General features: G+C 65.8%; 28 protein-coding genes and 3 pseudogenes. 14 read left to right on the top strand and 17 right to left on the bottom strand.

What is annotated here, in order from left to right; genetic code table 11:
• Nucleotides 1-46: 46 nt before the first annotated feature.
• Both SKC41_RS28970 and SKC41_RS28975 read left to right on the top strand, forming a co-directional pair.
• A complete protein-coding gene (locus SKC41_RS28970; RefSeq protein ID WP_330981227.1) occupies nucleotides 47-1483 on the top strand; it encodes a multicopper oxidase family protein in 1437 nt (478 codons plus the stop codon).
• Between the two features lie 73 nt (nucleotides 1484-1556).
• Nucleotides 1557-2019 (top strand): annotated as a pseudogene (locus tag SKC41_RS28975) (polysaccharide deacetylase family protein); the annotation flags it as partial.
• 56 nt (nucleotides 2020-2075) lie between these two features.
• Here the strand turns inward: SKC41_RS28975 and SKC41_RS28980 are convergent.
• The 5 genes and pseudogenes from SKC41_RS28980 to SKC41_RS29000 all read right to left on the bottom strand — a co-directional run bounded on the left by SKC41_RS28980 (nucleotide 2076) and on the right by SKC41_RS29000 (nucleotide 4716).
• Complete coding sequence (locus tag SKC41_RS28980; RefSeq protein WP_330981228.1) at nucleotides 2076-2684, bottom strand: maleylpyruvate isomerase family mycothiol-dependent enzyme; 609 nt, start codon at nucleotides 2682-2684, stop codon at nucleotides 2076-2078.
• 20 nt (nucleotides 2685-2704) lie between these two features.
• Nucleotides 2705-3193, bottom strand: coding sequence for an SRPBCC family protein (locus tag SKC41_RS28985; protein ID WP_330981143.1), 489 nt, complete (start codon nucleotides 3191-3193; stop codon nucleotides 2705-2707).
• Nucleotides 3190-3513 carry an ArsR/SmtB family transcription factor gene (locus SKC41_RS28990; protein ID WP_330981144.1) on the bottom strand — a complete coding sequence of 108 codons (324 nt, stop codon included), beginning with the start codon at nucleotides 3511-3513 and terminating at the stop codon, nucleotides 3190-3192. The genes SKC41_RS28985 and SKC41_RS28990 overlap by 4 nt, the downstream gene beginning before the upstream one ends.
• Before the next feature lie 95 nt (nucleotides 3514-3608).
• Nucleotides 3609-4360, bottom strand: a pseudogene (gene mddA, locus SKC41_RS28995) (methanethiol S-methyltransferase).
• Nucleotides 4361-4386: 26 nt separating this feature from the next.
• Nucleotides 4387-4716: a hypothetical protein gene (locus SKC41_RS29000; protein ID WP_330981145.1), complete on the bottom strand. Its 330-nt coding sequence runs from the start codon at nucleotides 4714-4716 to the stop codon at nucleotides 4387-4389.
• A gap of 12 nt (nucleotides 4717-4728) precedes the next feature.
• Between SKC41_RS29000 and SKC41_RS29005 the strand changes: the two genes are divergently transcribed.
• Nucleotides 4729-5214, top strand: a complete 486-nt coding sequence (locus tag SKC41_RS29005; RefSeq protein ID WP_330981146.1) for a TetR family transcriptional regulator C-terminal domain-containing protein — start codon at nucleotides 4729-4731, stop codon at nucleotides 5212-5214.
• A gap of 201 nt (nucleotides 5215-5415) precedes the next feature.
• On the opposite strand, the gene SKC41_RS29010 is transcribed toward SKC41_RS29005, so the two are convergent.
• The gene (locus SKC41_RS29010; protein ID WP_330981147.1) at nucleotides 5416-6756 is read right to left on the bottom strand and encodes a HAMP domain-containing sensor histidine kinase; all 1341 of its coding nucleotides are present in this window, start codon (nucleotides 6754-6756) and stop codon (nucleotides 5416-5418) included.
• Nucleotides 6753-7451: a response regulator transcription factor gene (locus tag SKC41_RS29015; protein WP_330981148.1), complete on the bottom strand. Its 699-nt coding sequence runs from the start codon at nucleotides 7449-7451 to the stop codon at nucleotides 6753-6755. Before SKC41_RS29015 ends, SKC41_RS29010 begins: the two co-directional genes overlap by 4 nt.
• 224 nt (nucleotides 7452-7675) lie before the next feature.
• Between SKC41_RS29015 and SKC41_RS29020 the strand changes: the two genes are divergently transcribed.
• Entirely contained in the window at nucleotides 7676-8650 is a 975-nt protein-coding gene (locus SKC41_RS29020; protein ID WP_330981149.1) for a DUF1259 domain-containing protein, read from the top strand.
• A 6-nt stretch (nucleotides 8651-8656) separates the two neighbouring features.
• Here SKC41_RS29020 and chrA read toward each other — a convergent pair whose 3' ends face one another.
• A complete protein-coding gene (gene chrA / locus SKC41_RS29025; RefSeq protein ID WP_330981150.1) occupies nucleotides 8657-9874 on the bottom strand; it encodes a chromate efflux transporter in 1218 nt (405 codons plus the stop codon).
• A gap of 57 nt (nucleotides 9875-9931) precedes the next feature.
• Entirely contained in the window at nucleotides 9932-10231 is a 300-nt protein-coding gene (locus SKC41_RS29030) for a PepSY domain-containing protein (RefSeq protein ID WP_330981151.1), read from the bottom strand.
• Between the two features lie 360 nt (nucleotides 10232-10591).
• Between SKC41_RS29030 and SKC41_RS29035 the strand changes: the two genes are divergently transcribed.
• Entirely contained in the window at nucleotides 10592-11662 is a 1071-nt protein-coding gene (locus SKC41_RS29035; RefSeq protein WP_442931859.1) for a C40 family peptidase, read from the top strand.
• 84 nt (nucleotides 11663-11746) lie between these two features.
• Here the strand turns inward: SKC41_RS29035 and SKC41_RS29040 are convergent, their stop codons facing one another.
• Nucleotides 11747-11881: a hypothetical protein gene (locus tag SKC41_RS29040; protein WP_330981152.1), complete on the bottom strand. Its 135-nt coding sequence runs from the start codon at nucleotides 11879-11881 to the stop codon at nucleotides 11747-11749.
• Nucleotides 11882-11908: 27 nt separating this feature from the next.
• Here SKC41_RS29040 and SKC41_RS29045 point away from each other — a divergent pair, with 27 nt between their 5' ends.
• The 5 genes from SKC41_RS29045 to SKC41_RS29065 all read left to right on the top strand — a co-directional run bounded on the left by SKC41_RS29045 (nucleotide 11909) and on the right by SKC41_RS29065 (nucleotide 16596).
• Complete coding sequence (locus SKC41_RS29045) at nucleotides 11909-13915, top strand: DUF4226 domain-containing protein (protein ID WP_330981153.1); 2007 nt, start codon at nucleotides 11909-11911, stop codon at nucleotides 13913-13915.
• Nucleotides 13916-13984: 69 nt separating this feature from the next.
• Nucleotides 13985-14287: a type VII secretion target gene (locus SKC41_RS29050; RefSeq protein ID WP_330981154.1), complete on the top strand. Its 303-nt coding sequence runs from the start codon at nucleotides 13985-13987 to the stop codon at nucleotides 14285-14287.
• A gap of 7 nt (nucleotides 14288-14294) precedes the next feature.
• Entirely contained in the window at nucleotides 14295-14591 is a 297-nt protein-coding gene (locus SKC41_RS29055; RefSeq protein ID WP_330981155.1) for a DUF2694 family protein, read from the top strand.
• Nucleotides 14592-14602: 11 nt separating this feature from the next.
• Complete coding sequence (locus SKC41_RS29060) at nucleotides 14603-16285, top strand: PPE domain-containing protein (RefSeq protein WP_330981156.1); 1683 nt, start codon at nucleotides 14603-14605, stop codon at nucleotides 16283-16285.
• Nucleotides 16282-16596: a hypothetical protein gene (locus tag SKC41_RS29065; protein WP_330981157.1), complete on the top strand. Its 315-nt coding sequence runs from the start codon at nucleotides 16282-16284 to the stop codon at nucleotides 16594-16596. The genes SKC41_RS29060 and SKC41_RS29065 overlap by 4 nt, the downstream gene beginning before the upstream one ends.
• A gap of 293 nt (nucleotides 16597-16889) precedes the next feature.
• Here the strand turns inward: SKC41_RS29065 and SKC41_RS29070 are convergent, their stop codons facing one another.
• From SKC41_RS29070 to SKC41_RS29100, 7 genes and pseudogenes are all read right to left on the bottom strand, one after another.
• Nucleotides 16890-17450 carry a hypothetical protein gene (locus SKC41_RS29070; protein WP_330981158.1) on the bottom strand — a complete coding sequence of 187 codons (561 nt, stop codon included), beginning with the start codon at nucleotides 17448-17450 and terminating at the stop codon, nucleotides 16890-16892.
• Between the two features lie 53 nt (nucleotides 17451-17503).
• Nucleotides 17504-18142: a class I SAM-dependent methyltransferase gene (locus SKC41_RS29075; RefSeq protein ID WP_330981159.1), complete on the bottom strand. Its 639-nt coding sequence runs from the start codon at nucleotides 18140-18142 to the stop codon at nucleotides 17504-17506.
• A 313-nt stretch (nucleotides 18143-18455) separates the two neighbouring features.
• Nucleotides 18456-18922 (bottom strand): annotated as a pseudogene (locus SKC41_RS29080) (DsbA family protein).
• Nucleotides 18915-19559, bottom strand: a complete 645-nt coding sequence (locus SKC41_RS29085; protein ID WP_330981160.1) for a class I SAM-dependent methyltransferase — start codon at nucleotides 19557-19559, stop codon at nucleotides 18915-18917. Before SKC41_RS29085 ends, SKC41_RS29080 begins: the two are co-directional and overlap by 8 nt.
• A complete protein-coding gene (locus SKC41_RS29090; RefSeq protein WP_330981161.1) occupies nucleotides 19556-20185 on the bottom strand; it encodes a YHS domain-containing protein in 630 nt (209 codons plus the stop codon). The genes SKC41_RS29085 and SKC41_RS29090 overlap by 4 nt, the downstream gene beginning before the upstream one ends.
• A 52-nt stretch (nucleotides 20186-20237) precedes the next feature.
• The gene (locus SKC41_RS29095) at nucleotides 20238-20888 is read right to left on the bottom strand and encodes a methyltransferase family protein (RefSeq protein ID WP_330981162.1); all 651 of its coding nucleotides are present in this window, start codon (nucleotides 20886-20888) and stop codon (nucleotides 20238-20240) included.
• A complete protein-coding gene (locus tag SKC41_RS29100) occupies nucleotides 20888-21469 on the bottom strand; it encodes a class I SAM-dependent methyltransferase (RefSeq protein WP_330981163.1) in 582 nt (193 codons plus the stop codon). Before SKC41_RS29100 ends, SKC41_RS29095 begins: the two co-directional genes overlap by 1 nt.
• 158 nt (nucleotides 21470-21627) lie before the next feature.
• On the opposite strand from SKC41_RS29100, the gene SKC41_RS29105 reads away from it, so the two are divergent.
• From SKC41_RS29105 to SKC41_RS29120, 4 genes are read left to right on the top strand one after another with little or no spacing between them, the layout of a single operon-like run.
• Nucleotides 21628-22401, top strand: a complete 774-nt coding sequence (locus SKC41_RS29105) for a helix-turn-helix domain-containing protein (protein ID WP_330981164.1) — start codon at nucleotides 21628-21630, stop codon at nucleotides 22399-22401.
• 46 nt (nucleotides 22402-22447) lie between these two features.
• On the top strand, nucleotides 22448-23443 hold the full coding sequence (locus SKC41_RS29110; protein ID WP_330981165.1) for a sterol desaturase family protein: 996 nt from the start codon (nucleotides 22448-22450) through the stop codon (nucleotides 23441-23443).
• Nucleotides 23434-23844 carry an ArsR/SmtB family transcription factor gene (locus tag SKC41_RS29115; RefSeq protein ID WP_330981166.1) on the top strand — a complete coding sequence of 137 codons (411 nt, stop codon included), beginning with the start codon at nucleotides 23434-23436 and terminating at the stop codon, nucleotides 23842-23844. Before SKC41_RS29110 ends, SKC41_RS29115 begins: the two co-directional genes overlap by 10 nt.
• A complete protein-coding gene (locus SKC41_RS29120; protein WP_330981167.1) occupies nucleotides 23841-25805 on the top strand; it encodes a heavy metal translocating P-type ATPase in 1965 nt (654 codons plus the stop codon). The genes SKC41_RS29115 and SKC41_RS29120 overlap by 4 nt, the downstream gene beginning before the upstream one ends.
• The last annotated feature ends 18 nt before the right edge of the window (nucleotides 25806-25823 follow it).

Genomic DNA, 25823 nt, shown 5'->3' on the forward strand with positions numbered 1-25823 from the left:
GGTACTGGATCGACGCGATTTCCTTACATGGGGCGGCTTGGCGGTCATGGCCGCCGCCGGCGGCGTTGGTGTCGGAGTAACTGCTGGGTGCTCGCAGACGGCACCCACCCCGCCCACCGGCAAGCCTGACTACACGCTGCGGATCGGCACCGGCACCGTCGACTTGGCCCCAGACCAGATCGTGTCGACCACCGTCTACAACGGCCAGTTCCCCGGTCCGCTGGTGCGCTTAAAAGAGGGCCAACGGACGTCGGTGGACATCTACAACGACACCGACACCCCCGAGCAGCTGCATTGGCACGGCCAGCACGTGGGCGTTGATGTCGACGGCGCCGCTGAGGAGGGCACGCCCTACATCCCCTCGCACGGCATGCGGCGCATCTCCTTTGTGCCCGGCCCGGCCGGGTTCCGGTTCTATCACACCCACGTGGTGCCGCGCGCCGATCTGTCCCGCGGTCAGTACACCGGCCTGGTGGGCCCGGTCTACATCGAACCCAAGCAGAACCCCGGCGCATACGACCAAGAGATCTTCTTGACGCTCAAGGAATTTGAGCCTACCTTCAGCCGCGGCGGCGACATGGCCGCCGATTTCCTCGCCGGCGAGGCCGACCCCGATCTGAAGCACAAAGGCGAATCGGCGATGGATGCCTCACTGGCCCAGGGCAATCCCCATGGCTATGAGGTCAGCTACACGACATTCGCGATCAATGGGCGCATGCTCGGCCACGGCGATCCTCTCCGGGTGCAGACCGGTCAGCGGGTACTGCTGCATGTCCTCAACGGCAGCGCCACCGAAACCCGCAGCCTCGCACTGCCCGGACACAGCTTCACCGTGATCGCGCTGGACGGCAATCGAGTACCTAACCCCGCCCCGGTTCCGGTGCTCTGGCTGGGCGCAGCCGAACGGATCTCCGCGATCGTCAATATGACTAACCCAGGGATCTGGGTGCTGGGCGATCTTTCCGACGACGACCGCGGACACGGCATGGGCATCGTGGTGGAATACGCCGGGCGCAGCGGGGATCCGCAATGGGCGCCGCCCCCGCCCTTCAAATGGGACTACCGCCGATTCGCCGCACCCAACCCCAGTGCCGCGGCGCCGCCCGATCACACGATCGACATGCTGATCGAGAAGCGCAACGCTGCCGACAACGGCTTCAACCTTTGGACGATCAACGGCACACCGTTTTCGATGGACACCAATAAACCCGTGCTCGACCTACAACAAAACAAGCGATACCGGCTACGGTTTCGCAACGCCACGGATGACTTACACCCACTGCATTTGCATCGGCACACCTTCGAACTCACCCACATCGCCGGCACCCCCACCACCGGGGTGCGCAAGGATGTCGCAATGCTGGGCGGCTACCAGAGCATGGAGGTCGATTTCATCGCCGACCAGCCCGGTCTATCACTGCTGCACTGCCACCAACAGATCCATATGGACTACGGATTTATGGCATTGCTGCGCACCACCTGACCCGCGGCCGCCAGGGGTACCCGCATATGGATTGCGCGAAAGCCGAAAGGGATCAGTTCACGGCGACAATAACGCGGCGACGGGGCGCACCCCGACGCTCGACCGCGCTCCTGGTGGACTGCCCAACGGGGCGGTGCACGCCGCCGCCCGGCTGGGATTGGCCGAAATCCGTTGGGACGTGATCTCTTTCGATTGGATCGACGACGCCAATACGGCAGCGACAAGGTACATGCTGATGACCCAAATCAAGCCCGGGTCGGTAGTGCTGTTCCATGACACCTACTCGAGCACGGTTGACCTTGTCTACCAGTTCATTCCGGTGCTGAAGGCCAACGGCTACCGCCTGGTGACAGTCAGCGCGATGCGCGGGCCGCGCGCCGGGCAGCAGTTACGGTGACCGCGACAACGGCCCGCCGGTCAACGTCATCACCGACATCCCGGCCGCGAAGATACCGACACTGCCGAACACACCGTCACCTAAGCCGATGCCCAACCTGCCGATCACCGACATCCCCAACCAGAACCTCGGCGGGCCGCAATTGGAATTCCTGTCGCCTCGGCGGCGCCGTCTGTGTGGTTCGGCCGCAACCGACTACGCGGTAACGCGCGCGGCCAGCGTGGCCTGTCCGGGTCCGTCGAGTTCGGTGACCACTGAGTGCCGACCGGCCATTGCCATCAGGAGTGCTTCTCCGGTGCCGCTGACTTCCAAGCCCTCGCCGTGCTGCCAGTCGATGTCGGTCGCTCGTAGTCGGAGTCCTTTGATGCGACGCCCTGCGCCCAGGCGCGGATTTCCAGGCACCAAGGGCAGGATCCGTTCCAGGCGATCCGCGGGCACAGCGCGCCGATGTCCGAGTGCGCGGCGAATGTCCTGATGATGGATGGTGCCGTCGATGAGGGCAATCATGCCGCCGAAGCCAGCGGTCAGCCCGCGTGGTCGAAGATGTCTTCCAAGGAAGTGCCTCAACTCCTGCGGGGACAGAGGCGAAAGCTCTTGAACGCCGACCTCATTGGCATGGACGAACCGTCCCTTCGCGAAACGCTTCATCAATCCGAGTGGGCTCAACTCTTCGTAACTCACGACATGCGCAACGACGTCCTTCACCGACCATCGGTCACACAAGCTCGGTGCCTGCCACTCGTGTGGGCTCAGCGTTGCAAGGAATGCGGCCAGGTCGGCCCGCTCGTCATAGGCGAGGTCCATCAGAGACTTTTGATCGATGCTCACAGCGACTCCTCCCTCTTCGCGATCTCGACGTAGTGGCTGAGGTACAGCGGCCAACCCGCATCGCCGTCAACACCATCGGCTACGGCTTGCCAGCCCGTGCCATGCCGTTCCAAGTGTCGGTGTTCTAACTCCACGCGAGTGCGGTCCTCGGACTCGGCAATGAAGCGCACCTCAACCTCACTCGTCTTCGCGGGATCGGCTTCCAGTTGCCAGGTGGGGCTGATGTCCCAGGAAAAGACGACGCGGAACGGCGCCTCGTAGACGAGGACACGCGCCCATTCGCACCGGCTACCGTCGGTCCCCACGTCGTAGATGTGCCCGCCCACTCGCGGCTCGAAGACGGTTTCGGCAATCGGGACCGACAGCAGATTGTGCTCGCGCGGCTTGATGGCATCGAACTTGCTGATGAACAGCGTGAACGCACGCTCGATACCCGTGTTGACCGCGACGCTCTTGCGTATCGGCTCGACCTTTGATGAGCTCATCCCTGTTGCCCCTCTTCATCGGCGATCAGTGTGTAGGCGTCCAGCGCCTTGCCCCAGAACACGTCTAACTCCGACCTCAGTGCCTGAATGCCTTTCGGGTCCAACTGATAGACGCGCCGCGTTCCGACTGCGCGATCCGCAACAAGTCCAGCGCATTTGAGCACCTTGAGGTGCTGCGACACGGCCGGCCTGCTCACCGGCAAGCCATGAGCAAGCTCGCCGACCGCCATCGGCCCACCGGCAAGACGCTTGAAGATCGCTCGCCGGGTGCCGTCGGCGAGAGCGGCCCAGGCATCGACGGTGCCATGGTAAGTCGCCACGAACGGTAAGTCTACACTTACCGATCTATTCAGCTACAGCTCAGTGTCCAGAAAGGGCCGGAACTGAAGGTGTCGAGGGCACCGCTTGCACTGCCTCAACTGGCGCCCGTACGGCGGCCCGGCCGGTGAATCCGGGGGATAAGTTGTGGGACCCGGCGGCGGTACTGGCGATATTGATCGCCGAGCGCCGCGTTCAGATCATGCTCTTCGAGCTGCAGCGCGATCACGATGTAGCCGGTTGTTACTAGCGCGAAGAGCAAGTGCCCGGTCGTCATTGTCGGCGCGGCCCAAAACGCGATGATGAAGCCCAGCATGAGAGGGTGCCGCACAATTCGGTAGAGCAGGGGGGTCCGAAATCCGGTGTCGGTGTAGGGTTCTGCGCGCCACGCCAGGTACACCTGGCGGAGTCCAAACAGATCAAAGTGACTGATCATGAAGGTCGACGCGAGGGCCATAGCCCAGCGAGCCAGAACAGCACCTGCAGTCCGATCCGCCCCAACGGCCACGCGACGTTCCAAATGACTGTTGGCATCGTCCGCCATTGCCAGAACATAAGCAACAGAACCAGACTCGACAACAGAACATAGGTGCTGCGCTCAATGCTGTTGGGCACCAGCCGTGTCCACCAACGCTTGAATGCCGGTCGCGCCATCACGCTGTGCTGCACTGCGAATAGCCCGAGCAGCAGCATATTCACCACGACTGCCTCTCCGACGGGTGCCGTCACGCCGTGGTCGATGCTGCGTGGCACGACGAGGTTGCCGACGAAGCCGATGGAATACAGGAAGGCGGCCAGGAAAATTAGATAACTTGCCCCGCCGTATCCGAGTGTGAGATAGCGCTTCATGGTGCCCTTTCTGCTGTGGTGATGGCCTATGTCGTGGGCGCGCTATGGGTGAATGGTGGTGCCGCCGAGTCGGGTTTGGTGAGGGTCACTTGCCATAGCCGTCGGGGCAGGTCGCCTTCTTCGAATGCGTACACGTCGTTGAGTTTCCAGCCGTCTGCCAGCGCATCGACAAGTTCTCGGGAAAAGAAGTGGACCGCGAATCCGCCGTGTTCGAAGATGTCGTCACCGTGCGGGTTTCCGGCACCGTAGTGGGCGTCGCCGGTGTGCCGAACGGTGTAGATGAACGTTCCGCCTGGCCGCAGGACCCGCCGAACCTCGTTGACGATGGCGTGGATTTCCTTGGTCGACAGGGCCATACACAGTGCCATGTGTGCGAACACGGCGTCGACGGCCTCGTCGTCAACGCGGCATTGAGCCAGTGCTTTGGGATGTGGAATCAGCGCGTCGAGCAGGCATTCGAGGCGGCCGCAGGCCTGGCCCCCCGTGACCAACTGGGCGCCATCCTGCGTGCGGCAATCGATTCGTTCGCCGATCTGCGGTCGTCGGTGCACGCATGCGTCGAGTCCTATGCGCCGGCGCTGCGGTCGCAGGAGTTGCGGGAGAGACTCGCGGCTGGATACGCGGGAGTGCGTGAATCCGCTGTTCGGTTGGGCACCCAGCACATGGCCGATGTGGGTATGGCGGCGCCACAGAACCTGGCCCCGATCGCATCGGTGCTGATGGCGGTTTGCGACGGCCTGATGTTGCAATGGATTGCAGACCCGCAGGCCACCCCGCATGCAGCCGAAACACTCGACGCTCTCAGTGTGCTCGGAATGCTGGCATCGATGGGAGCGGACCAGGCTGCGCGCTAGGACTCGCCGCCATCTGGCGAGCGCCTGTGTGAACGCAACCGTAGCTGACGAAGCCGTGAAAGCTGTCGTGTCGAAATAGACGAGATATGAGGGTCTCGAAATTCCGTCGCGGTCGTCGCAGGGATAGTTCGGCGCAGACTTCGGCGTCACCAAGATCGTGCTCGGGGCGGCTTGTTTTCGACAGGATGCTCGTGGTCCGGCTCAGCACACAGAGGCGGCAGGAAGCTGGATGGTGATTTCGGCGCCGCCAGCGGGGCGGTTGTGTGCGGTGACGGTGCCGTAGTTGCGTCGCGCGAGGGTGTCGACGATGGCCAGGCCGAGTCCGGTGCCGCCCCTCGTGCGTGCGGGGTCGGCGCGGGTGAATCGGTCGAAGGCGTGCGGGAGGAATCCGGGAGGGAATCCGGCGCCGTTGTCGCCGACGCGGATCTCGACGCCGTCGTCGGTGGCCGGCTGGACGCGGATGGTGATCGGCGGGGCGCCGTGCTGGGTGGCGTTGTCGATGAGGTTGCTGATGATCCGGTCCAGGTCATTAGGGTCGATTCGGGCGTATTGGCCTGCGGGGCAGTCGATGTCGAGTTGGCCGTCCAGGCTGTGACGGTAGCGTTCGCCGATCGTTTGCAAGCGGGTGCGAAGGTCGATGGTTGGCGGCGGCTCAGCCGAGTTGCTGGTGTCTGCGACGGTGAGCAGGTCGCGAGCCAGGCGGGACAGCCGGGTGGTTTCGTCCAGGGCTGAGCACATCGCGGTGACCAGTTCGGGGTTGCTTCGTGGGCGCCGCAGGGCGAGTTCGAGTTCAGTCGTCAACAGACTCAGCGGAGTGCGAAGTTCGTGGCCCGCGTCGCTGACGAACTGTCGTTCTCGCTCTAGCGCGTCTTGCAGCCGTTGCAGGAGCTCATTAAATGTTGTTCCGAGATACCAGATTTCATCGCGAGCGGGTGGGACGGGCAGGCGGGCGTGCGCGTCGGTGGCGCTGATCCCCGCGGCGCGAGCGCGCATGCGTTCGACCGGTCGAAGGGCGGCGGCTGCTAACAGGTACGCGCCAATGGCGGCGGCCAACAATACGATCGGGAAACCGGTGGCCAGTTCGTCGCGCAGGTCCGCCACCGCGGCGTCGCGGTCGGCCAGGCTCTGGGCCGCCAGCACAAGGCGCCCACCGGGTGCAGGGCTCGCTGCCACCCGCACCGGGCTTTGCAGATTGCCGAGCCGGGAGTGATCGGCGACCAGCTGCCCGCGTCGGGCGGTGTCAAGCTCGGACGGTGACAGCGCGCTCTGCCCAGCGAGATTCGAGGTCGCGGCCAACACCCGACCGTCGGGGGCGATGATCTGTTGGGCCGCGTCGGGATCAGTGTCAGCGAGGACGGGATCGGTCGCGGCTGCGACCGGGCGCAAGTTGTCCAACCGATAGGACAGGGACTCGGTGATCGCCTCGTCCAGCGATTCTTTTGTGTGGGTGACGGTGAGAGTCCCAACGGCCAGTAAGACCAGCGCTATCACGGCGGTGAAGGCAGCGGTGAGCCTGATCCGGAGCGGCCAGCGCCGAATCATCTGGCTGTTTTCTCGGGCACGCCGCCATCGGTGCGTAGCCGATAACCGATACCGCGAACAGTTTCAATCGAGCGCACCCCAAAGGGTCGGTCGATCTTGTCACGCAGCGCGCGTATATGGACGTCCACGACATTCGAACGTGATTCGTAGGCGAAATCCCAGCAGTGTTCCATCAACAACTCCCGGGTCAGCACGGTTCCGGGTCGGCGCATCAGCAGCTCGAGCAGCCCGAATTCCTTAGTGGTCAAGGAGAATTCGACCTCGCCGCGCCAGCATCTACGGCTGGCGGGATCGGCGCGCAGCGCACCGACGGTCAACACTGTGGGTCGCGGAGTCGGTCCGCGGCGGATCAGCGATCGCAGCCGGGCGAAAAGCTCATCGAGGTGAAACGGCTTGGTGAGGTAGTCATCGGCGCCACCGTCGAGCCCGGCGACGCGGTCAGCGACGGCGCCACGGGCGGTGAGCATCAGCACCGGTACCCACTTCTGCCGGTCGCGCCATCTTCGGCAGATATCGAAGCCGGAAAGGCCCGGCAACATAGCGTCCAGCACGATCGCGTCGTAGTCGCAGGCCATGGCGGCCTGGAAGCCGCTGAGGCCGTCGGCGGCGACGTCAACGGCATAGCCGTCTTCGACCAGGCCCCGGCGCAGCAGGTCGGCCATCTTGGGCTCGTCTTCGACGACCAGCACACGCACCGTCGCACCGTCCTGTCTTTACTAGGCCCTTTGTGTACTTGGCGTTGTGCCCGACTCCATCATCACCTTTAGGCGAGGTAACGCAGTTGTATTCGGCATTCATGAAGCCACGATGAGGACGATGGCCGACAGCTTCATCGTGACTTCATGAAGACGCGATAGACCATGGGCTAGCCGAGCGGCCATCCAGACGGCGTGGATTTCTTCGAACATTGGGAGGGCTCATGGGTGGGGTCAGGCACGCGGTTGCGCGAACCGTGGTGATCGCCGCCACGGTGGCGGTGGTGCTGTCGGGCTGTAGCGCGGGTTCAAAGACGGGCGCGGGTAACGACAAAGACCAAGTCGGCAATCCCCATTCGGCCGTGCGGACAACAGATGCCGATTGGAAGCCGGTGGCCGATGCGCTGGGACGTGTCGGCAAGCTCGGCGATAACAACACTGCCTTCCGAATGGCCGTGGTGCGCAACGATCTTCAGGTCACCACCGACGGTGTGGCGATCAAACCGGGATTGTCGCTGGGCGGGTACGCGGCCTTCGTGCGCTATGACGACAATCAGACGCTGTTGATGGGCGACCTGGTGGTAACAGAAACCGAGCTGGCCAAAGTCATCGACGCACTACAGGCCCACGGCCTCGCCCAGACCGCGCTGCACAAGCATCTGCTGCAGCAAGTCCCGCCGGTGTGGTGGACCCACGTGCATGGCATGGGTGACGCCGTCCAGCTGGCCCAGGCGCTCAGAGCCGCCCTGGACGCGACCTCGATCGGACCGGCGACCCCGCCGCCGGCGCAGCAGCCGCCTCTCGGCATCGACACCGCCGGGGTTGAGCAGACGTTGGGCCGCAAGGGAACTTCGGACAACGGGTTGTTCAAATACGGCATCCCCCGCAAGGACACCATCGTCGAGGACGGGTACGTGCTGCCCGCGGTGTCGCTGAACCTGACGACCGTGATCAACTTCCAACCCACCGGCGGCGGCCGGGCCGCGATCAACGGCGACTTCATCCTCACCGCCCCCGAGGTCCAGAAGGTCATCCAGGCATTGCGCGCCGGCAACATCCAAATCGTCGAATTGCACAACCATGGCCTCACCGAACAACCCCGGCTGTTTTATATGCACTACTGGGCCGTCGACGACGCAGTAACTCTTGCCAAAGGGCTGCGCCCGGCGCTGGACGCCACCAACCTGCAACCGGCATAGCCGATTTCAGTACACGACGAGGCCGAGCACGCCAGTCGCGAAGACTACATAGGGTTCTTTGATCTTGAACCGCCATAGCAGACCGAGGGTGGCCACGGCGATGGCGGCGGTGATCCAGTCGGTCACAGCTTCGCGGGTGAGCACCACGACGGCACCGCAGAGTGCCCCCGCCGCGGCGGCGGTGGCGCCCGAAACGAAGGCGCGTAGCTGGGCGTTGTCGCGGTGTCGCAAAAACCAGCGGCCGGGCACGACGACGCCCAGATAGATCGGAGTGAAGATGGCGATGGCCGAGATGATCGCACCCGGCAGTCCGGCGACTAGGTAGCCGATGAATCCGGCGCTGATCACAACCGGTCCAGGGGTGATCAGGCCGATCGCTACGGAATCGAGAAACTGGCTGTCGCTTAGCCAGTGGTGCTGGTCGACCACCCCGGCGCGCATGAACGGCACGATCGCCAACCCTGACCCGAACACGATCGCCCCGGTTTTCAGGAAGAACAACCCAAGCGACGCCAGCGTCCCCGCACCGGCCAAGGTGCCAAGCCCGACCAGCAGCGGGACGGATTTGGGGCTGTCATCGGTCCCGGTGACGTCGTCTGGGGATTTTCGGCGGCGTCGCCGAATGCGCGGGCGGGCGTCGAGCAGGATCATCAGCAGACCCGCGCCGACGATGACCAGCACCGGTTCGGAACCGGTGAGCGCGGTGAGCGCGAACACTGCGGCGCTGATGCCCCAGAGCCGCCAGTCGCGGCGGTCGGTCAGTTTGATCAGCCTGATCGCGGCGATCGTGATGATTGCCATCACGGCCGGGGCGATGCCGTAGAACAGCGCCTGCACAACACTCGAGCCGGAGTAGTGCGAATAAACGGCGCCCACGGCCACGACGATGACGAACGACGGTGCGACGAAGGCGCCCGCGACCGCAGCCGCGCCTAGGGCGCCGTGGCGCAGGTAACCGACCCACATCGCGACCTGGGCCGCCAACGGGCCCGGCATGGTCTGTCCGAGGGCCACGCCGTCGAGGAAGTCTCGCCGATCCATCCACCGACGCTGTTCGACCAAATCTCGTTGCATGTAACCGACCGTGGCGATCGGTCCACCAAAGCCGATCGCGCCCAGCTTGAGGAAGTAGGTGAGGATGCGGCCGAAGGCGACTGGTTCGGGGTCAGCTTCGGCTGATGGGTGATGCTCGTCGGCCGGTGGCTGCGGATCGGACTCACTCACGCCGAATGATCTTTCCCCGACTGTGAAGCTGCGGCGATTCCAACCGAGATCCCGGGGTCAGTCGTTGTCCGGAGCTTCTGTGCCCACGAATCGGAAGCCCTGGTCCAGGTGTACTTCTACTCGACTGCCGTCGGTCTTGGTTACGAGGACCCCGTAGTAGGCGGCGCCCTCGTTGGATTCCTTTTCGACCTTCCCAGCTTTGCCCGGTACGGCTTGCACCGCCGCGGCGCGGGCCTGATCTGCTGCCGGGCCAGTGACCTCGCCGTCGTCGGCGACGGCGACGAAGACGCCGAGGCCAACGCCCCCCAGGACGGCGGCACCGGCCACACCGATACCGATCCTCGTTCGAATTCTCATCGACCCATCCCTCCTCGTCATAAACCCTGGTATCGAAAGCGACGCTAGCGTCGGCACATGAAGCCAGGATGAAAGTGAGCACCAAGGCTAGGCGCGGTTGCCCGACCGCGAGACCCGCCGATAGCGCGTATCGAAATACTGCGACACAGCGCGCGTGCGACACATGTTTCGGAATGCGTGCCCTGAACGAACTTTGGAGCCCGCGTCCGATACTCCGAGAATGTGTCCGGCCGCTTCCGACTAAACCGTCGCGGTGCTTAGCTGCAGACACAGCAATAGCGCAGGCGGAGCAACAGCGAGTTCGGGAAGCTAGCCAAAAATGTGTGTGGGGTGGGGTGTGGGTGCGTTGATACTTGAGGTGTGTCGATAGATGCGCTGGTGCAGCACGTGGGCCAGGTGCTCAATCGTGGGCATGCGTTGTTCGGCCAGCCCGGCACGGGTGGGGACGTGGCCGCGGGGCGCAGCGATGCGGCACTGGCCGGTGCTGCCGAGCTGGTGCGTCACAGCCAGCAGCGCATGTCCGGGTTGTCCGGGGTGCTGCCGGCGACCTACACCACGTTCGCGACCGATGCCGCCCCGGGCTTAGGCAGGGTCTCTACCGCCGATAACCGGCTGGGCACCCAGATACACGATGCGGTGCAAGTGGATTGGACCGGCGGGGCCAACTCGGGTTCGGTGGTCAAAGGCGCTGCCGCAGACACCACCACCTTGGCCCCGGTCTCGGGCACCCCGGCCGGCCAACGCGCCCTGATCGCCACCCTGCGCGCCCGCCTCGCCCAACAACAGCAGATCGTCAACGCGCATAAGGCTCGGGACGCGCAGCTGGCTTCTATGGTCCGCTCGATGCTGTACTCGCGTCGCCGCGGTAGTGGGGGTGGCGGGATGCCGATGGGCGGAATGCCGTTCGGCGGCGGTGGTTTCGGCGGCGGTGGGGGCGGTATGCCGGCGCTGTCTGGTCTGTCGGGGTTGGGTGGGTTCGGCGGGCACGGATCTCGCGGCCCGCATGCCAGCCTCGTTGATTCCTTGCGTGGGGCCAGTAGCGTTCCGGGGGAGCCGGGTGCCGGCGCGGCGCAGGCAGCGCTGAGTAAATTGGGCCGGCCTTACGTGTGGGGAGCTAAGGGCCCCAATAGTTTTGATTGTTCCGGATTGACGCAATGGGCGTGGCGCCAGGCTGGTGTGCAGTTGGGTAATGACACGTATTCCCAAATCAAGGAGGGTGTGGCGGTGCCGCCGGGGCAGGTGCGGGCCGGGGATCTGATTTTTCCGCTCGACGCTTTCGGTGAGGGCGGTCGTGGCGGACCTGGACATGTGCAGTTGGCGATTTCAGATCACCAGGTCGTGCATGCTCCTACCCCCGGTGACGTGGTCAGGATCGCCTCGCTGCCTGGCCGCTATATCGCTCGCCGACCAGTCCGCGCGCTGGCGGGTTGAAGGCAGAAAATTGTGCAGGAAGGGGTCACCGGGCGCGGTTAGGCTCGAATCACCTCCACGAAAGGACCGGCGGTGAATTCACGTTTAGAGCAAGAGGCCCAGCAGGTGTTGGGAGTTGTTTCTCACGCGCAGCGCGTTTTTGGCGGCGACGTGCTCCCTGCTGAGCCGCCGGCGTTCGCGCCTCGCCGTGATCTTGAAGACGATCTTGGCCTTGGCCACTTCTGACACCGGGGACGGGGGGAATTGATGGGCACCAAGCACTTCGGCGACAACACTTCGTGGGGCGTTTGGAATCGCCAGGGCGGCAGCGAGGGGTGGTCTGAGCCGGGTTGGGCGATGCCGTCGGATCACGCTCGCTACATCAGCAAGCATGACCCGTACTGGGGCCGGGTGTTAGATCATGCGCGACAAGCCTACGGCGACCCCACTATTCACTACAGCACTGACAATGTGGGCGATGAACGCCATCTGGTGTTCGGTGACGGCACGAGGCTGCCCGACAACGGCGTGATCGTCTATCACGATGGGGCAAGCAAGCAGAACTGGGCCCAAAATGACGACGGCACAGTGTCTTTGGTCGACCCGGACGGTAGGCAGGGTCCGCCGATTCCGCCGGCGGGCTACCGGAAGTTGGGTGACCACTATGCGCCGGTGAACGCGACCGGTCAGCAGATCGGGCCGCAGTTGGGCGGTGTTCCCAGTAGCGACAACGGTTTTTATAACGATCCCAAGAGCGGGTTGTTGACGCCGAAAAACCTCAACGGCGATTACTACACGCTGGGCCCGGACGGCAAGAAGTCGCTCTTCGACAAGAACGGTGCACCGATTAGTGAGGAGCAGTTCAACAACGCCAATAAGCCGCGTGATCCGGGGACCCGTCCCGGCGACGGCGGGCTAGCCACCGATGAGCAGCAGTCAGGCAAGGCCGCTGACGCGGTCAAGAAGCTGCAGCAGGAGCTGAAGAATCGCTACACCAAAATCAGTGACGCGGAGGAGAAACTGTCGGAGGTGCTGCTCAACGCGCACGCCACGACCAGCGCGGGTCAGCAGAAGCTCAACGACATTCAAAAGAAGATCGTCGATGCGGTCAACAACCCGACCATGGCGATGGACACACCGGCCGGTGAACGGGCGTTTCTGACGTTGTTGCGCAACCAGGTCGGTGCGACCAACGACTTGCTTGCCGAGGGGGGTCTGAGCGCTGAGGATCAGACCAAGGCCGCCCAGGCGCTGGCCGCGTTGTATGCGGCCGACAGCGGCGCGGGAAACGCCAATACTTCGCCGAACCCTGCTGATCCCGCCGCGGGGCAATCCTCTGCGCCGCCGGGACCCAGTTCGCCTGCCGGCGCCGATCCGGCTCCCGCCGCAGCCGATCTTGGGCCAGTTGCAGCACCAGATATGTCCGACCCCGGGTTGTCAAACATGCTCGGCGCCAACCCGTTAGGCGCCGACCCGTTATCGTCGTTAGCTTCGATGTTGCCCGCGTTGGGCAATCTGGGCGGAGCTGGGGGAAGCCCGCTGGATTCATTGGGTGGGTTGGCCGGCGCGGCAAGCCCTTTGGCGGGCTTGGCATCAGGTCTAGGTGATCAGGCCAACCACGAGCGGCCCTCCGACACCGCGGAAAAGACCGACGACGGGCCCGATCATCCCAAAGGCAAGGAAGCCAAGGACGGCAAGACGGACACCACGACACCGCCAGACGGTGCAGCTGGGCAGCCGGGGCCGCAGGCCCAAAACGCGGGTAACTCCACACCGGGGGATCCCCCCAACCCCGCCACGCCGCCGGCGGCGGCATCGCCGACGGTCAAGCTGCCCGACGGATCGATGGCGACGGCCCGCAGCCCGCAGGCGGCGCAGGCCATTCGCGACTATCTTGCGGGTAAAACCGTCGACGCGGCCTACCGCCAAAACAACATCCAGCTGCCACCGCCGGGCACACCGGTGACCAATCCGGTGGACCCAAGCCGTCTCACATGCGGGGACTTGGCCATGTTCAAAGATCACTACGTGCCTGTCCTGAGCTCGGTCAAGGCCTTCGTCAACGGCCAGGTGGTTCCTCTGGAATCGGTGTCCTCAAGCCCGGACTTTTTGGGTTGGATCGACCCCACGGCCGCGGCCGGCAGCGCCACGCCCCACGGTGGGCCACCGGCGCCGGCTCCTCCCCAGCCCGCGATACCTCCGGTCCCCTCGGCCCCGCCGGCCGTCTCAGCACCGCCTGCAGCGGCGGGCGCGCCTGTGCCGATCGGCGGGTAGCGGCCAAACGCCACCCACAAGTAGCCACCACCGTGGACACTTGAAAAACACAGAAAGGAACACTCAGCCATGTCCGAGCCGATCCGTATTGATCCCGAGGTGCTCCGCGAGGTGGCCGGCAACCATGACGAGGTCGTGCGCGTCGTCGAAGCCGCACGAGAGCGCGGCGGCGACATCCAAGCCGCCGTGGAAACCCTCGGCCCGATCATGCACGAGGTCAAAGCCGCAGTCAGCGATGTGTTGATCGACCGCGACAACGCGCTGGCCGAGCACGCCAGCCGGCACCGCAGCGCCAGCGAGGACCTGCAGCGAGGGGCCCACATTTACACTGACGTCGACGACCAGAACTCCCAGCACCTCCGCCAGCTATAACAGACCCATGACAACCGACGCCGCCGACCGGGAATACACCGCCAACACCCCCGATGAAACCGTGTGGGTGCGGGTGGCCGGGTCGGGTCAGGTGCTGGGCGTCCAACTGGAGCCGCCCGTGATGGATCTGCGCGGCCACGAGATCGCCGAGCGCATCCAGGCCTGCGCCGACGTCGCCTACCTGAAGGGGCAAGTGGCGCTGCGCGCCGACTTCGAACAACGCGGCACCCCCGCCGACGCAATCGCCTGGATGGCTACGCACGAAGACCTCGACCAGGCCCACACCCGGCTCAGAAATCTGTAGGGACATTTGGGATGAAGGTCGACGCACCCGGGCTGGTCGCCGCCGCGCAGCGGCTGCTCGCCGCGGTCGAAGCCCTTGGCGGTAGCGGTGTGCCGCACGCGCCGCTGGCCGCGGACCCCGCGTCGATTGGCGCGGCAACCCGGTTGACCACCGCCGGTGCGGAGCTCACGGCGGCGCTGACCGCCCACATCACAGCCCTGGTCGCATCTATCGAGCATCTGACGGGCACGGCGATCACGTTCGTCGAGACCGACGCCAACAATGCGGCGGCCATCGCCGCCTTGAACACGGGTGGGGCCGCCGCGGCGGGGGTTGCGGGTTCGGCCCCGCCTGCTCCGCCCGTGCCCCCCGATGTGCGAGTACCGATCGGGCCACCGCCACCGATGCCGCCCGAGGCCATTTCGGTGGCCGTGCACTCTGGGTCTCCCAGCGGCGGGGAACCGTTTATCAACGCGTGGTCGCAGGTCGCCCGCGCGACACACGATGCCTCCCAAATGATCCGGTCCGCGGTCCAGCAGCTCCCCGACGTCTTGGATGGGCCGGTGTCCACCCCGGCGGTGAGCCAGCACCTGATGTCGTTCGCGACGGGTCTTGAGACCTACGGTCAGCGTGCTCAGACTTTGGTCAGGCAGGCAAATCACCACGCGGACAACCAATTTGAAGTCCGCCAGGCTGTCCCGACACCGCAGCAATTCACGAGCGCTGAAAACCGGGTGCAGACTATCGCTTTCGCGAATGCGGCCTCAGGGGGTAAACACGCGGCGCAGCTGGCGCAAGCGGTCGCGGTCAAAAACCAGCTCGACGACCAAGCGGTGACCCATTACCCGCCCTATCACGTGCGCACGGTGGCCAGCACCGATGGTGAAGATCCCGGCACCCCGCCGACCGAGCAGCACACCGCCGATCCCACGGGCCAAGATCCTACGACTCCAAAGACTCCGGGCGATCCGACGACCAGCGGCACCGACGATGGGGAAGGCCTCGGCGGCACGGATCCGGCCTCAGATCTCGCACCGGAGCAGAGCGGCGGCGCGGCGGGCTTGATACCGCAACTGCTGCCCACACTGCTCGGGGCCGCTGGCGGGATGATCGGCGGCGCGCTGGGCGCGGTGACGAAGGGGCCTGAGGCCGCGCTGCAAGCAGGCCAGCAGGCGATCCAGGCGGCGACTCAGGGCTTGTCGGGTCTGGGGCAATCGAAAATGGATCCCCCGGAGATGGGTAATGAGCCGTCGATGCCCGGGGGTGGGGATCCGGCCGGCGGGGGTGGCGATCCTGCACCGACCACGCCTGCCAGCGGTGCGGGGGAGCTCAGCGTTGCCCCGTCAACCGGTGCCCCGCCCACCCCGGCGGTTACGCCGGTAGGAGCCGCAGAAGGATCGTCGCCTGGCGGCGCAGGTTCGGGGGGTGGCGGGCCGATGGGCATGCCGATGGGCGGCATAGGGGGATTGGGCGGGGCGCCGGGCGGGGCCGGCGCCGGTAAGGGCGAGCGCGACCGGGAACGTAAAGTGACTGTGCGCGATATCCCGCACACCGAGGACGTCACGGGGCGAGTCGATACGAACCGTTTATCGGTGGCCGCGGCGGCTACTCAGCGCGACCGTAACCCTGAGCCGCCCGACGATGATGACCCGCCCGATGCGGGGACCCCGGTCGTGCGCCGCCTGGTGACCCGCCCGCCCAAGGAGCCGTCGTGACGATCAGCGCCGACGACGAGTTCAACAACCTCGGTGATGCCGAGAAAGTTAAATTCAGCCAAAACGAAACCGCCGCAACGCTGTCACGGCTCGATAAGCTACTTAACGAGCTCGACGGCTTACGCGCCGGCATCGATGACCCCGAGGGCCTGGTGTCGCTCACTCTGGGTTTCGATGGGCGCCTGCTCGAGGTGCGGATCGCTGACGCGATCGGCAACGTGATGACGAATCTGCAGCTGGAGAAGAAACTCAACGGCCTTTTCGCTGCGGGAAACAAGGGTGTCGACGAGATGCGCGGCGAAATCCTCTAACCGCAGAGCACCTGACTGCCTGCATCTCTAGCCGCGGCTATCAACCGTCCGCAACCTGTTTATCTGTAGATCGATTAGGGGTGTACTTGACTGTCGCTGACGGTGGGTATTGGTGCGGTGCACACCGTGAGGGACCAGTCTATCTGTAGAGCTGTACTTGACGATATTCGGGTGCACCGCGCCCGCTGCCCGATCCGCGTGCATTTGAGAGTTTCACGGTGCTGGCTGACGTTAGTTCGTGGTGTGGAGTTTGCGCGGATCGCCGTAGGCAATGTTGCTCAGTCGGTCGGGTGTTAGGGACGCATCATTCCGCCGCCCATCATTCCGCCGCCCATCATGGGGCCCATCATGGCGGGCATGCCGTCGGTGACAAAGCCGGTGACTTCTTGTGCGTGGGCGCGGATGGCGTCGGTGAGGGCGGGATCAGTGGCGGTTTCGGTTACGGCAACACCGTTGGGGGTCAGGGTGATTCGGCGTTGGTAGTCGGATGCTCGGCGGAATAGGGTGGGCAGGCTGTCGCTCATGCAGGTCACTTCTGCGCCCTGGTTGAGGTGGTCATACATCGAGGACACGTGGGCATGCAGTTGCGCGACGAGATCGGGCGCGTCGGATTCGGTGGTGGTGCGGATCCCGCCGGGAATGTTCTCGACGGTACGACGCAGTTCGGTGTGGCGGGCGAACATGGTCATATAGCGGCTCATATCGGTGCCCGAGATACCACCCATCATCCCGGGACCGTCGGCTCGGCCGGCGGGCATCCGAATAGTGGTGGTGCGCAGAAGGTATGCCAGTGCGGCCACGGCGCCGGCCGCACTGAGGACGGCGAGTGCGGTGCGTCTGGGTATTTCGGTCATGTGCGGCTTCTTTCATGATGGTGTCCTGCTCGGAATCACCGCCGCCGGGCAGGTCAGGTCGTGGCGGTTTTGCGGGCGACGACGCGTTCGACGAGCCCGAGGGCGAACCGCTCGACGCGGTCGATATCGAGGTTGTCGGCGGCGCGCAGATGATTGAGGGGTCGGCGCAGGAAGTGTTCGCCGCCCAGCGGCACGGTGAACAGTTCTAGCAACCGCTGTACCGCCCGCACCGCGGCAGCGGTGCTGCGGACGTGATCGACCAGGATGAGCCGTCCGCCGGGGCGCAGCACCCGGGCCATCTCGGTGAGCGCCCGGGTGTGGTCGGGAATGGCGCACAGCCCGAACGTGCACACGACGGTGTCGAAGCTGGCGTCGTCGAACGGCAATCGGTGGGCGTCGGCCCGTTGCAGGATGGCGGTATGGCCGAGGTCGGCGGCGCGGCCGCGGGCGAGTTCAAGCATCTGTTCGCTCCAGTCGATGCCGGTCAGCCTGACAGTCTCTGGGTAGAAGGGCAGGTTGAGGCCGGTCCCGATGGCGACCTCTAGGACTTCGCCGGTGGCTTGGCTGCAGACCCACTGGCGGGAATCGCCGAACAGGTGGCGGTCGAAGAACCCGATCTCACGGTCATAGTTGCGGGATTTTTTGTCCCAATACCGGTTCCAGCGGGCGCTGCGGTCATTTGATGTGGCCATGAGTTCACCTCGCGTCGCCGGTCAGACGTTGCGGTGCGTCCGATGTGGGCAACCAACCGGCCGACAGTCTCACAGTAGTCGCGCAGGCCTGGCCGTGGGTGTCGTTCAGGTCGGGCTCCTCGACCACGCGGACCTCGGCTTCGATCGCGGCCAGCACCACCGTCTATGCGGCCATGGCGAGCGGGTTGGGTCATCGCGGTGATGCCGGTGGCGCGGCACTGGGCATCGGGGTGAATCCTACTGTCGGAGTGCAGATGTGGCTGACTATCGGGTGTTGCACGTTGCCGACGAGGAAGGCCCGGCAGCTGGCTGCCTAATCTCTGAGTGCCTTGTCGAGCGCTGTGGTCACGTCCTCGTAGCTTCTGGGCTGGAACCGGGTGCCGTTGAGGAAAAAGGTCGGGGTACCCTTGCGGTACATCGCCTCCAATTGCCCCTGCTGGGCGGCCGCTTCCACGGCACGTGCGGCCCGCTCAGAGTTGTAGTGCGCTTGCAGCTGGAAGTAGCGGATGACGAAATCACCCGGTCCCCGTATTCGGCCCTCAGCTGTTCGATCACGGGATACAGGGCACCGCAGCCTTCGCATTCGAAGTCGAGAAACTCCACGAAGGTCACGTCACTGCCGGGTGCCGAATTCAGCCGGTGACTGTTCTCGCGCACCACCCGGCCCACCTCGCTGCCTTCCGGCCGCGCTTGGGTGGTAGCCCCGCGATCGCGCACCGACAGGTAGACCAGCACACCGATCGCCAACGCGGCAATGACAACCGCGGTGAGCTTAGGCACCTCTTTTCTGGGCGTGGATGATCTGGAACGGCGCGGCCCAGCTGCGCGCGGGCTGGTGGGCGGTGATGGTCAGGCCGTGCGCGGTGAAGGTGTCGGCGAGCCCGCTGCCCACGACGTCGCGGGCATAGGGCCGTTCAGCCAGCCGCAGGTAGATGCCGTAGACCCACCGCGCGGCCGGTGGTGGATCGAGGTCGATGGCGATGACCTGCCCACCAGCGCGCAGCACGCGCAGGGTTTCCTCGACCGCCCGGTGGCGGGTATCGGTGGGGAGTTCGTGCCAGCCGAACACGCTCATCGCCACGTCGAACGTACCGTCCTGGAACGGCAGGGCCGCAGCATCACCTTCACGCAGCGCCACATTGGTGATCCCGGCGCGGTGCAGTCGGGACCGGCCGACGGCCAGCATTTCCGGGGAGAGGTCGAGAGAATCGATGGTGGCAGTGGGCAGGCGTTTGGCTAGCAGGCGGGCGGCATAGCCGGTGCCGCCGCACAGTTCGAGCACCCGCTGGGGATGTTGGTCGGCGACCAGGCGGGCCAGCCGGTCATGCGGCCGGCCGGGGATGAACCGGTTGCCGGCTTCGAACACAGGCCCGGCGAGAGCGAATTTGAGCCGGTTGCGGCTCCAGTGACGGCTCATCGGTGGTGCCTTTCGCTGGCGGCGATCGGGGGTTGCTGCAGTGTGGAAATGCTTGGGGTGGTGGTGAATCGGTGGGCGCAGTCGGTCGAGCAGAACCACCAATCCCGGCCATTGCGGTGGTGGTGGGCCGCGGCGGTGGCCGGGTCGATGCGCATGCCGCAGACCGGGTCGCGCGGATAGTGTGCGGCGGCCAGTGCGATCGTGTGCAGTGGGATCGGGGTGGTGATATTGCGCAACCGCGGTGCGCCCATGGCAGTGGTGGGTAGCCCGAACTCGCCGGCGGCGTCGATGATCTGGTCGGTCAGTACCGCCTGCCCGGCGCCGGCCAGGGCGGTGATCCGGGCGGCGATGTTGACCGCATGCCCGAATAAATCCCCGTCGCGGGCAATCGCGGGGCCGTGATGGATGCCGGCCCGTATCGGCAGAAATCCGTCTTCACTAGCCACCCGGTCGGCCAGCTCGGTGATCGTGGCCATCATCTGGGTGGGAGTGTCGGCGGCCAGCATGGCCGCGTCCCCGATCGTCTTCACCAGCCTGGTGCCCGGTTGTAGGGCGCTGTGGGCGAGTTCGGCCAGTCGCGCGGCCAACTGGGCGGCCTCGCGGTCCCCGCAGGCCTCGGTGAGCACGCTCTAGCCGGCCAGGTCGACGAACGCCACCGTCACCTCCACGGTGTCGAAGTCAGTTGTCGTGTCGGGCAGCATCATTGGCCTCACGTCGTGAGTTGGAGCGGGTGCGGCCCAGATGCGGCAGGAAGCGGCCCACCGTGGCGGTGTAATCGGTGTAGGCGCGGCCGTGGACGCGGCGCAGGTAAGGCTCCTCGGCCCGGCGCACCTGCAGCTCGATCCCCGCCACCGCGACCAGGAGGCCGACGACCGCAACGGGGTTGGGGACCATCAGGGCCAGCCCGGTCAAGGTGAGCAGCAGCGCGGTAAAGATCGGGTTACGCACTATCGCGAACGGGCCACCGGTGACCAGGGCGGTGGTCTCGGTCTCGTCGACCCCGATCCGCCACGACGCCCCCAACCCGAGTTGCGCGAACAGAGTCAGGGTGATCCCGGCGACCGCCACTACCATCCCGACCACCTGCACCCACGGCCGGTCGACGATATCCAGTGCCGGCAGACCGGCCAGGGCCGCCGCCGGGGCGGCGATCCCGACCAGCAGATACCCCACGTCGGCGAGGACCAGAGCCCACCACTCCAGAGTTCCGTCGGGACGCCAGGTGCGTCGGTTGCCACTGTCGCCGGTTTGGTGCAGTTGGATGCGCCGGCGACCCGCGCCGATCACCACCATCATCGAAGCAAACAGGACCAGGACCGCGACGGCCATCATTGCTCACCGCCGGTGGGTAGCGGCTTGGCGGCCACGCCGAGTAGGTAGTCGCCCTGGATGCGGGTCAGTGAACCCAGGACGACGAGCCCGTGGTGGGCGAGTTCATCGAGGAATTGCTCGGCGCTGAACCGGTCTACGGTCGGGTGGTCGAACAGCCGCTTGTAGGTGGGCCGGGCGAGGGCGTGGGCGGTGACTTCGTCGAAGTAGAACCGCCGTCCCGGCGCAAGTACTCGCGCGACTTCGGCGACTGCCTTCCGCCAGTCGGGAATGTGGTGGACGATTCCGAAGTCGAACACCGCCCCATAACTGCCGCCGCCGGCATTGAGTGCTGTGGACAGGTCGGTCGCGCTGCCCTGGACCAACCGAACCCGGTCGCCGTAGGCGGTCAGACGCCGACCGGCCCGTCGGATCATCGCCGGGTCGAGGTCCACGGCCTCCACGGTGGCAGCGCCGAATCGCTCCAGTATCAGCTGCGATCCGTATCCAGATCCGCACCCGATTTCGAGGGCTCTGCTGTCCGGGGGCAGCCGGCCGCCGAACCGCAGCAGTACCGGCACCTCGTGTGGCGTTGCAACCACCGCCGCGGCGGCGAGTTGATCAGGGCCGTCTCCGTCCGATTCATCAACACCGCAAACCCCTTCCCACCCAGTCGGCAATCGCCACGGGTATCAACACCAACGGACGACATCGGTGGCATCGCCTGTTAGCGATCTATGCTTGACGCTATCATCGTCGTATGACGATTAATAGGTCTGGCGGTGATCTCACCGTTGACCCGCGCTGGGGCGGGGCGGCGCTGCTGCGTCCGGGGGTGCTGGCCTTCACCGGGTCGATCGGCACCACCGATACCCATGTCCATCACGCGGTACAGGTCATGACCGCCACAACGGCTTTCGCGGTGCTCGACGAGCACGGCGCTCGACACTGCGGGACGAGCGTGGTCGTGCCCGCCGATGCACCGCACCGGATCGAGGTCGGCGCCGAGGAAGGCACGGTGGTGTTCCTGGAGCCGGAATCCGCGCCGGGCCGATCCGCGCATCTGCGTGCGGTCCGCTCCGGATGGGCCGTCACCACCGCCCTCACCCACGCCCAGCGACGACCGCTTGCTGTCGTGGTTGACAATGTGGTCGCGCACCTGGCGTCCGCCGGGGCAGGCGAGGTCGCGCCGCGCCACCGGGCGGTCGATGACGCGTTGGAGTTGCTGCCCGACCTTGTGGCGGCAGGCCCGGTCAGCGGTACGGAACTCGCTGCGCAGGTGGGTATCTCGGCGAGTCGGCTGACGCATCTGTTCACCGAACAGGTGGGCATCCCGCTGCGCCGGTACGTGTTGTGGTCGCGTTTGCAGATCGCGATCACCCGGGTGCAGGCCGGTGACGACCTGACCGGTGCTGCGCACGGTGCGGGGTTCGCCGACAGCGCGCATCTCACCCGCACCACCCGCGACATGTTCGGCCTGGCGCCTTCGGTGCTGAGCCGGCACGTGTCCTGGGACCTTCCCACCAGCGGTTAGCCGAATCATTCAAGCTCGCCTCGGGTAGGGCGCCGACCATCAAGCCATGAGCACGATTACTTCTTCAGCCGTGGCCAGCATCCCGGTCCACAGGGTGGCCCGCTACGGCTACGTGCCGTTCATGCTGATCGGCCTCAACGGCACAGCCATCACCCTGACCGCCTTGGGCGCACCGAAACTGTGGCTGCTGCCCATCTTGGGCGTCGCGATCGCGACATCGTTTCTGGTCGAGCGGATCATCCCCTATGACCGCGACTGGAACCATGACCGCGCCGACACCACCCGCGACCGCCTCCACGTCGCGGTCAACGAAGCCCTCATCCTGGCCAGTGTGGGGGCCATCCCACTGGTGGCCGCGATCGTTCCCGCTCCGCAGCTGTGGCCGCACAACTGGCCATTTCTGCTGCAGGTCCTTGCCGCGATCCTGATCGCCGACCTCGGCATCACCGTCGCACACCTGGCCAGCCACAAGATCGGCGTGCTGTGGCGCTTCCACGCCGTGCACCACAGCATCACCCGCTTCTACGGCCTCAACGGCCTGATGAAACACCCCCTGCACCAAACCGTCGAAATGGCCGTCGGCGTGGCCCCCCTCATCTTGATCGGCCTCCCCGTCGACGTCGCCTCGGTGCTGGCGCTGGCGGTGGCAATCCAGTTGCTGCTGCAACACTCCAACGCCGACTACCGCATCGGCCCCGCCAAGTACGTCTTGGCCCTCAACGAGGGGCACCGCTTTCATCACCTCAAATGGGCCGGCGTCGGCGACGTCAACTTCGGGCTGTTCACCCTGGCGTGGGATCACCTCATGGGCACCTTCTCCTACGACCGGACCCGCCGATTCGATTCCACCCAACTGGGCATGGCTGCCAAACCCGACTACCCCAGCAGCTACCTGCACCAGATGATCTACCCGTTCACCCGCAGCGGTGGCTGCACACTCAGCTCCACCCCCACCGAGCCCGCCAACGAGACGCAGACGGCGGGTCCCAACCCCACGTCGAAGCATCGCCGCTTGTCGGATATCATCGCCATATGGCGATGAATAAATCGGATGCCTGCCTCGTCGGCAGTACCTCAGGGACCTCCTCCAATTTGGATGCCGCGGTGGCGCTGTTTCACAGCCTCTCCGATGGCGCCCGGCTGGCGATCGTGCGCCGGCTGGCCGACGGGGAAGCCCGCGTGGTCGACCTGATCGGTGAGCTGGGGTTGGCGCAGTCCACCGTCTCGGCGCATGTGGCATGTCTGCGGGACTGCGGACTGGTCACCGGCCGCCCCGAAGGACGACAGGTGTTCTACTCGCTGACGCGCCCCGAACTGCTCGACCTGCTCGCCTCAGCGGAGACGCTGCTGGCCGCCACGGGCAGCGCGGTGGCGCTGTGCCCCAACTACGGAACCCGCTCCCGCACGGGCGCGACGACCACCACGAAGCAGGCCCGGCGATGAGCGACGCATGCGGCTGCGGCAACGACGAACCCCGCGGCGCCGACGAGCAAGAGCATGAGCCCGAGCGGCTCTGGCAGATCAAAGAACTGCAGTTCGCCGCTATTTCGGGGGTGTTCCTGCTGGCAGCGCTGATCGCTGGATTCCTCGACGCCGCCGCCCCGGTCGTCCTCACGCTGCAAGCGGTGGCGCTGCCGGCCGGTGCCTATACCTTCGTGCCGTCCACCCTCACGCGGCTGGCCAACGGCAAGATCGGGGTCGGCACGCTGATGACCATCGCCGCGGTGGGCGCGGTGATCCTCGGCGAGGTGGGCGAGGCCGCCATGCTGGCCTTCCTGTACTCCATCAGCGAGGGACTGGAAGAGTACTCGCTGGCCCGCACCCGCCGCGGACTGCGTGCATTGCTGTCGCTGGTGCCCGACGAGGCCACCGTGCTGCGTGACGACGCCGAAATCGTCGTCGCACCAGCAGAATTGCAGATCGGCGACCGGATGCTGGTCAAGCCGGGTGAACGTGTTGCTACCGACGGCATCATCAGGCAAGGCCGCACCGCGCTCGACGTCTCGGCCATCACCGGAGAGTCAGTTCCCGTCGAAGGCGGGCCAGGCGATGAGGTGTTCGCCGGGTCGATCAACGGCACCGGCGTCCTCGAGGTGGAGGTCACCACCACCGCCGAGGACAACTCGCTGGCCCGCATCGTGCGCATCGTGGAAGCCGAACAGTCCCGCAAAGGCGCCTCCCAACGCCTGGCCGACCGCATCGCCAAACCGCTGGTGCCCGGGGTCATGATCGCCGCGACCCTGATCGCGGCGATAGGCAGTCTGCTCGGTGACCCGGCCACCTGGATCGAACGGGCCCTGGTGGTGCTGGTCGCCGCCTCCCCGTGCGCCCTGGCGATCTCCGTGCCAGTCACCGTCGTGGCCGCCATCGGGGCCGCCAGCAAGCTGGGCGCACTGGTCAAGGGCGGGGCCGCACTGGAAGCGCTGGGCAAGATCCGCGGCGTTGCACTGGACAAGACCGGCACACTCACCGCGAACCGGCCCACCGTCATCGACGTGGCCACCACCAACGGCGCCACCCGCGAACAGGTGCTGGATCTGGCGGCTGCCCTGGAAGCGCGCAGCGAACACCCGCTGGCCGCGGCGATCCTCAACGCGGTAGACACCGTCATTCCCGCTGCCGACGTCGAGGCCGTTACCGGTGCCGGGCTCACCGGACATCGCGACGGGCACACCATCCGCCTCGGCCGCCCCGGCTGGCTCGACCCGGGCCCACTCGCCGGCGACGTCGCGCGCATGCAGCAGGCAGGCGCCACCGCCGTCCTCGTCGAAGACAACGGACAGTTGATCGGTGCCATCGCCGCGCGCGACGAGTTGCGCCCCGAGGCCGCCGAAGTGGTCACCCAACTGCGCCGCGACGGCTATCACGTGGCGATGCTCACCGGCGACAACCACGCCACCGCCGCCGCGTTGGCCCACGAGGTCGGCATCGAGGCCGTGCACGCCGAGCTGCGCCCCGAGGACAAGGCCCGACTGATCGAACAGCTACGGGCCCAGCGCCCCACGGCGATGGTCGGTGACGGCGTCAACGACGCCCCTGCCCTGGCCACCGCCGACCTGGGTATCGCGATGGGCGCGATGGGCACCGACGTGGCGATCGAAACCGCCGACGTCGCGTTGATGGGCGAAGACCTACGCCACCTGCCGCAGGCCTTCACGCATGCGCGCCGGGCGCGGCGGATCATGCTGCAAAACGTCGGCCTATCCCTGGGCCTGATCGTCGCGTTGATGCCGCTGGCCTTGTTCGGGGTGCTCGGACTGGCTGCGGTCGTGCTGGTCCACGAACTCGCCGAAATCGTGGTCATCGCCAACGGTGTACGGGCCGGGCGCACCAAACCGCTGGCCGCGCCGGTGAAACGGCCCGCCAGCCCGACCCGCGCGGCGGCGGTCGGCGCGACGTCGTGACGCCCCGACCACCTCAGC

It is taken from the genome of Mycobacterium sp. 050128 (genome assembly GCF_036409155.1).
In the GTDB taxonomy this organism is placed as follows: Bacteria; Actinomycetota; Actinomycetes; order Mycobacteriales; family Mycobacteriaceae; genus Mycobacterium.

Bases quoted from the DNA above. Each gene is read 5' to 3' on its own strand.
- SKC41_RS28970 (WP_330981227.1), top strand. From the start codon at position 47: ATGGCCGCCGCCGGCGGCGTTGGTGTCGGAGTAACTGCTGGGTGCTCG.
- SKC41_RS28980 (WP_330981228.1), bottom strand. From the start codon at position 2,684: ATGGACCTCGCCTATGACGAGCGGGCCGACCTGGCCGCATTCCTTGCA.
- SKC41_RS28985 (WP_330981143.1), bottom strand. From the start codon at position 3,193: ATGAGCTCATCAAAGGTCGAGCCGATACGCAAGAGCGTCGCGGTCAAC.
- SKC41_RS29000 (WP_330981145.1), bottom strand. From the start codon at position 4,716: ATGGCCCTGTCGACCAAGGAAATCCACGCCATCGTCAACGAGGTTCGG.
- SKC41_RS29010 (WP_330981147.1), bottom strand. From the start codon at position 6,756: ATGATTCGGCGCTGGCCGCTCCGGATCAGGCTCACCGCTGCCTTCACC.
- SKC41_RS29020 (WP_330981149.1), top strand. From the start codon at position 7,676: ATGGGTGGGGTCAGGCACGCGGTTGCGCGAACCGTGGTGATCGCCGCC.
- SKC41_RS29030 (WP_330981151.1), bottom strand. From the start codon at position 10,231: ATGAGAATTCGAACGAGGATCGGTATCGGTGTGGCCGGTGCCGCCGTC.
- SKC41_RS29045 (WP_330981153.1), top strand. From the start codon at position 11,909: ATGGGCACCAAGCACTTCGGCGACAACACTTCGTGGGGCGTTTGGAAT.
- SKC41_RS29050 (WP_330981154.1), top strand. From the start codon at position 13,985: ATGTCCGAGCCGATCCGTATTGATCCCGAGGTGCTCCGCGAGGTGGCC.
- SKC41_RS29055 (WP_330981155.1), top strand. From the start codon at position 14,295: ATGACAACCGACGCCGCCGACCGGGAATACACCGCCAACACCCCCGAT.
- SKC41_RS29060 (WP_330981156.1), top strand. From the start codon at position 14,603: ATGAAGGTCGACGCACCCGGGCTGGTCGCCGCCGCGCAGCGGCTGCTC.
- SKC41_RS29070 (WP_330981158.1), bottom strand. From the start codon at position 17,450: ATGACCGAAATACCCAGACGCACCGCACTCGCCGTCCTCAGTGCGGCC.
- SKC41_RS29075 (WP_330981159.1), bottom strand. From the start codon at position 18,142: ATGGCCACATCAAATGACCGCAGCGCCCGCTGGAACCGGTATTGGGAC.
- SKC41_RS29085 (WP_330981160.1), bottom strand. From the start codon at position 19,559: ATGAGCCGTCACTGGAGCCGCAACCGGCTCAAATTCGCTCTCGCCGGG.
- SKC41_RS29095 (WP_330981162.1), bottom strand. From the start codon at position 20,888: ATGGCCGTCGCGGTCCTGGTCCTGTTTGCTTCGATGATGGTGGTGATC.
- SKC41_RS29105 (WP_330981164.1), top strand. From the start codon at position 21,628: ATGACGATTAATAGGTCTGGCGGTGATCTCACCGTTGACCCGCGCTGG.
- SKC41_RS29110 (WP_330981165.1), top strand. From the start codon at position 22,448: ATGAGCACGATTACTTCTTCAGCCGTGGCCAGCATCCCGGTCCACAGG.
- SKC41_RS29115 (WP_330981166.1), top strand. From the start codon at position 23,434: ATGGCGATGAATAAATCGGATGCCTGCCTCGTCGGCAGTACCTCAGGG.
- SKC41_RS29120 (WP_330981167.1), top strand. From the start codon at position 23,841: ATGAGCGACGCATGCGGCTGCGGCAACGACGAACCCCGCGGCGCCGAC.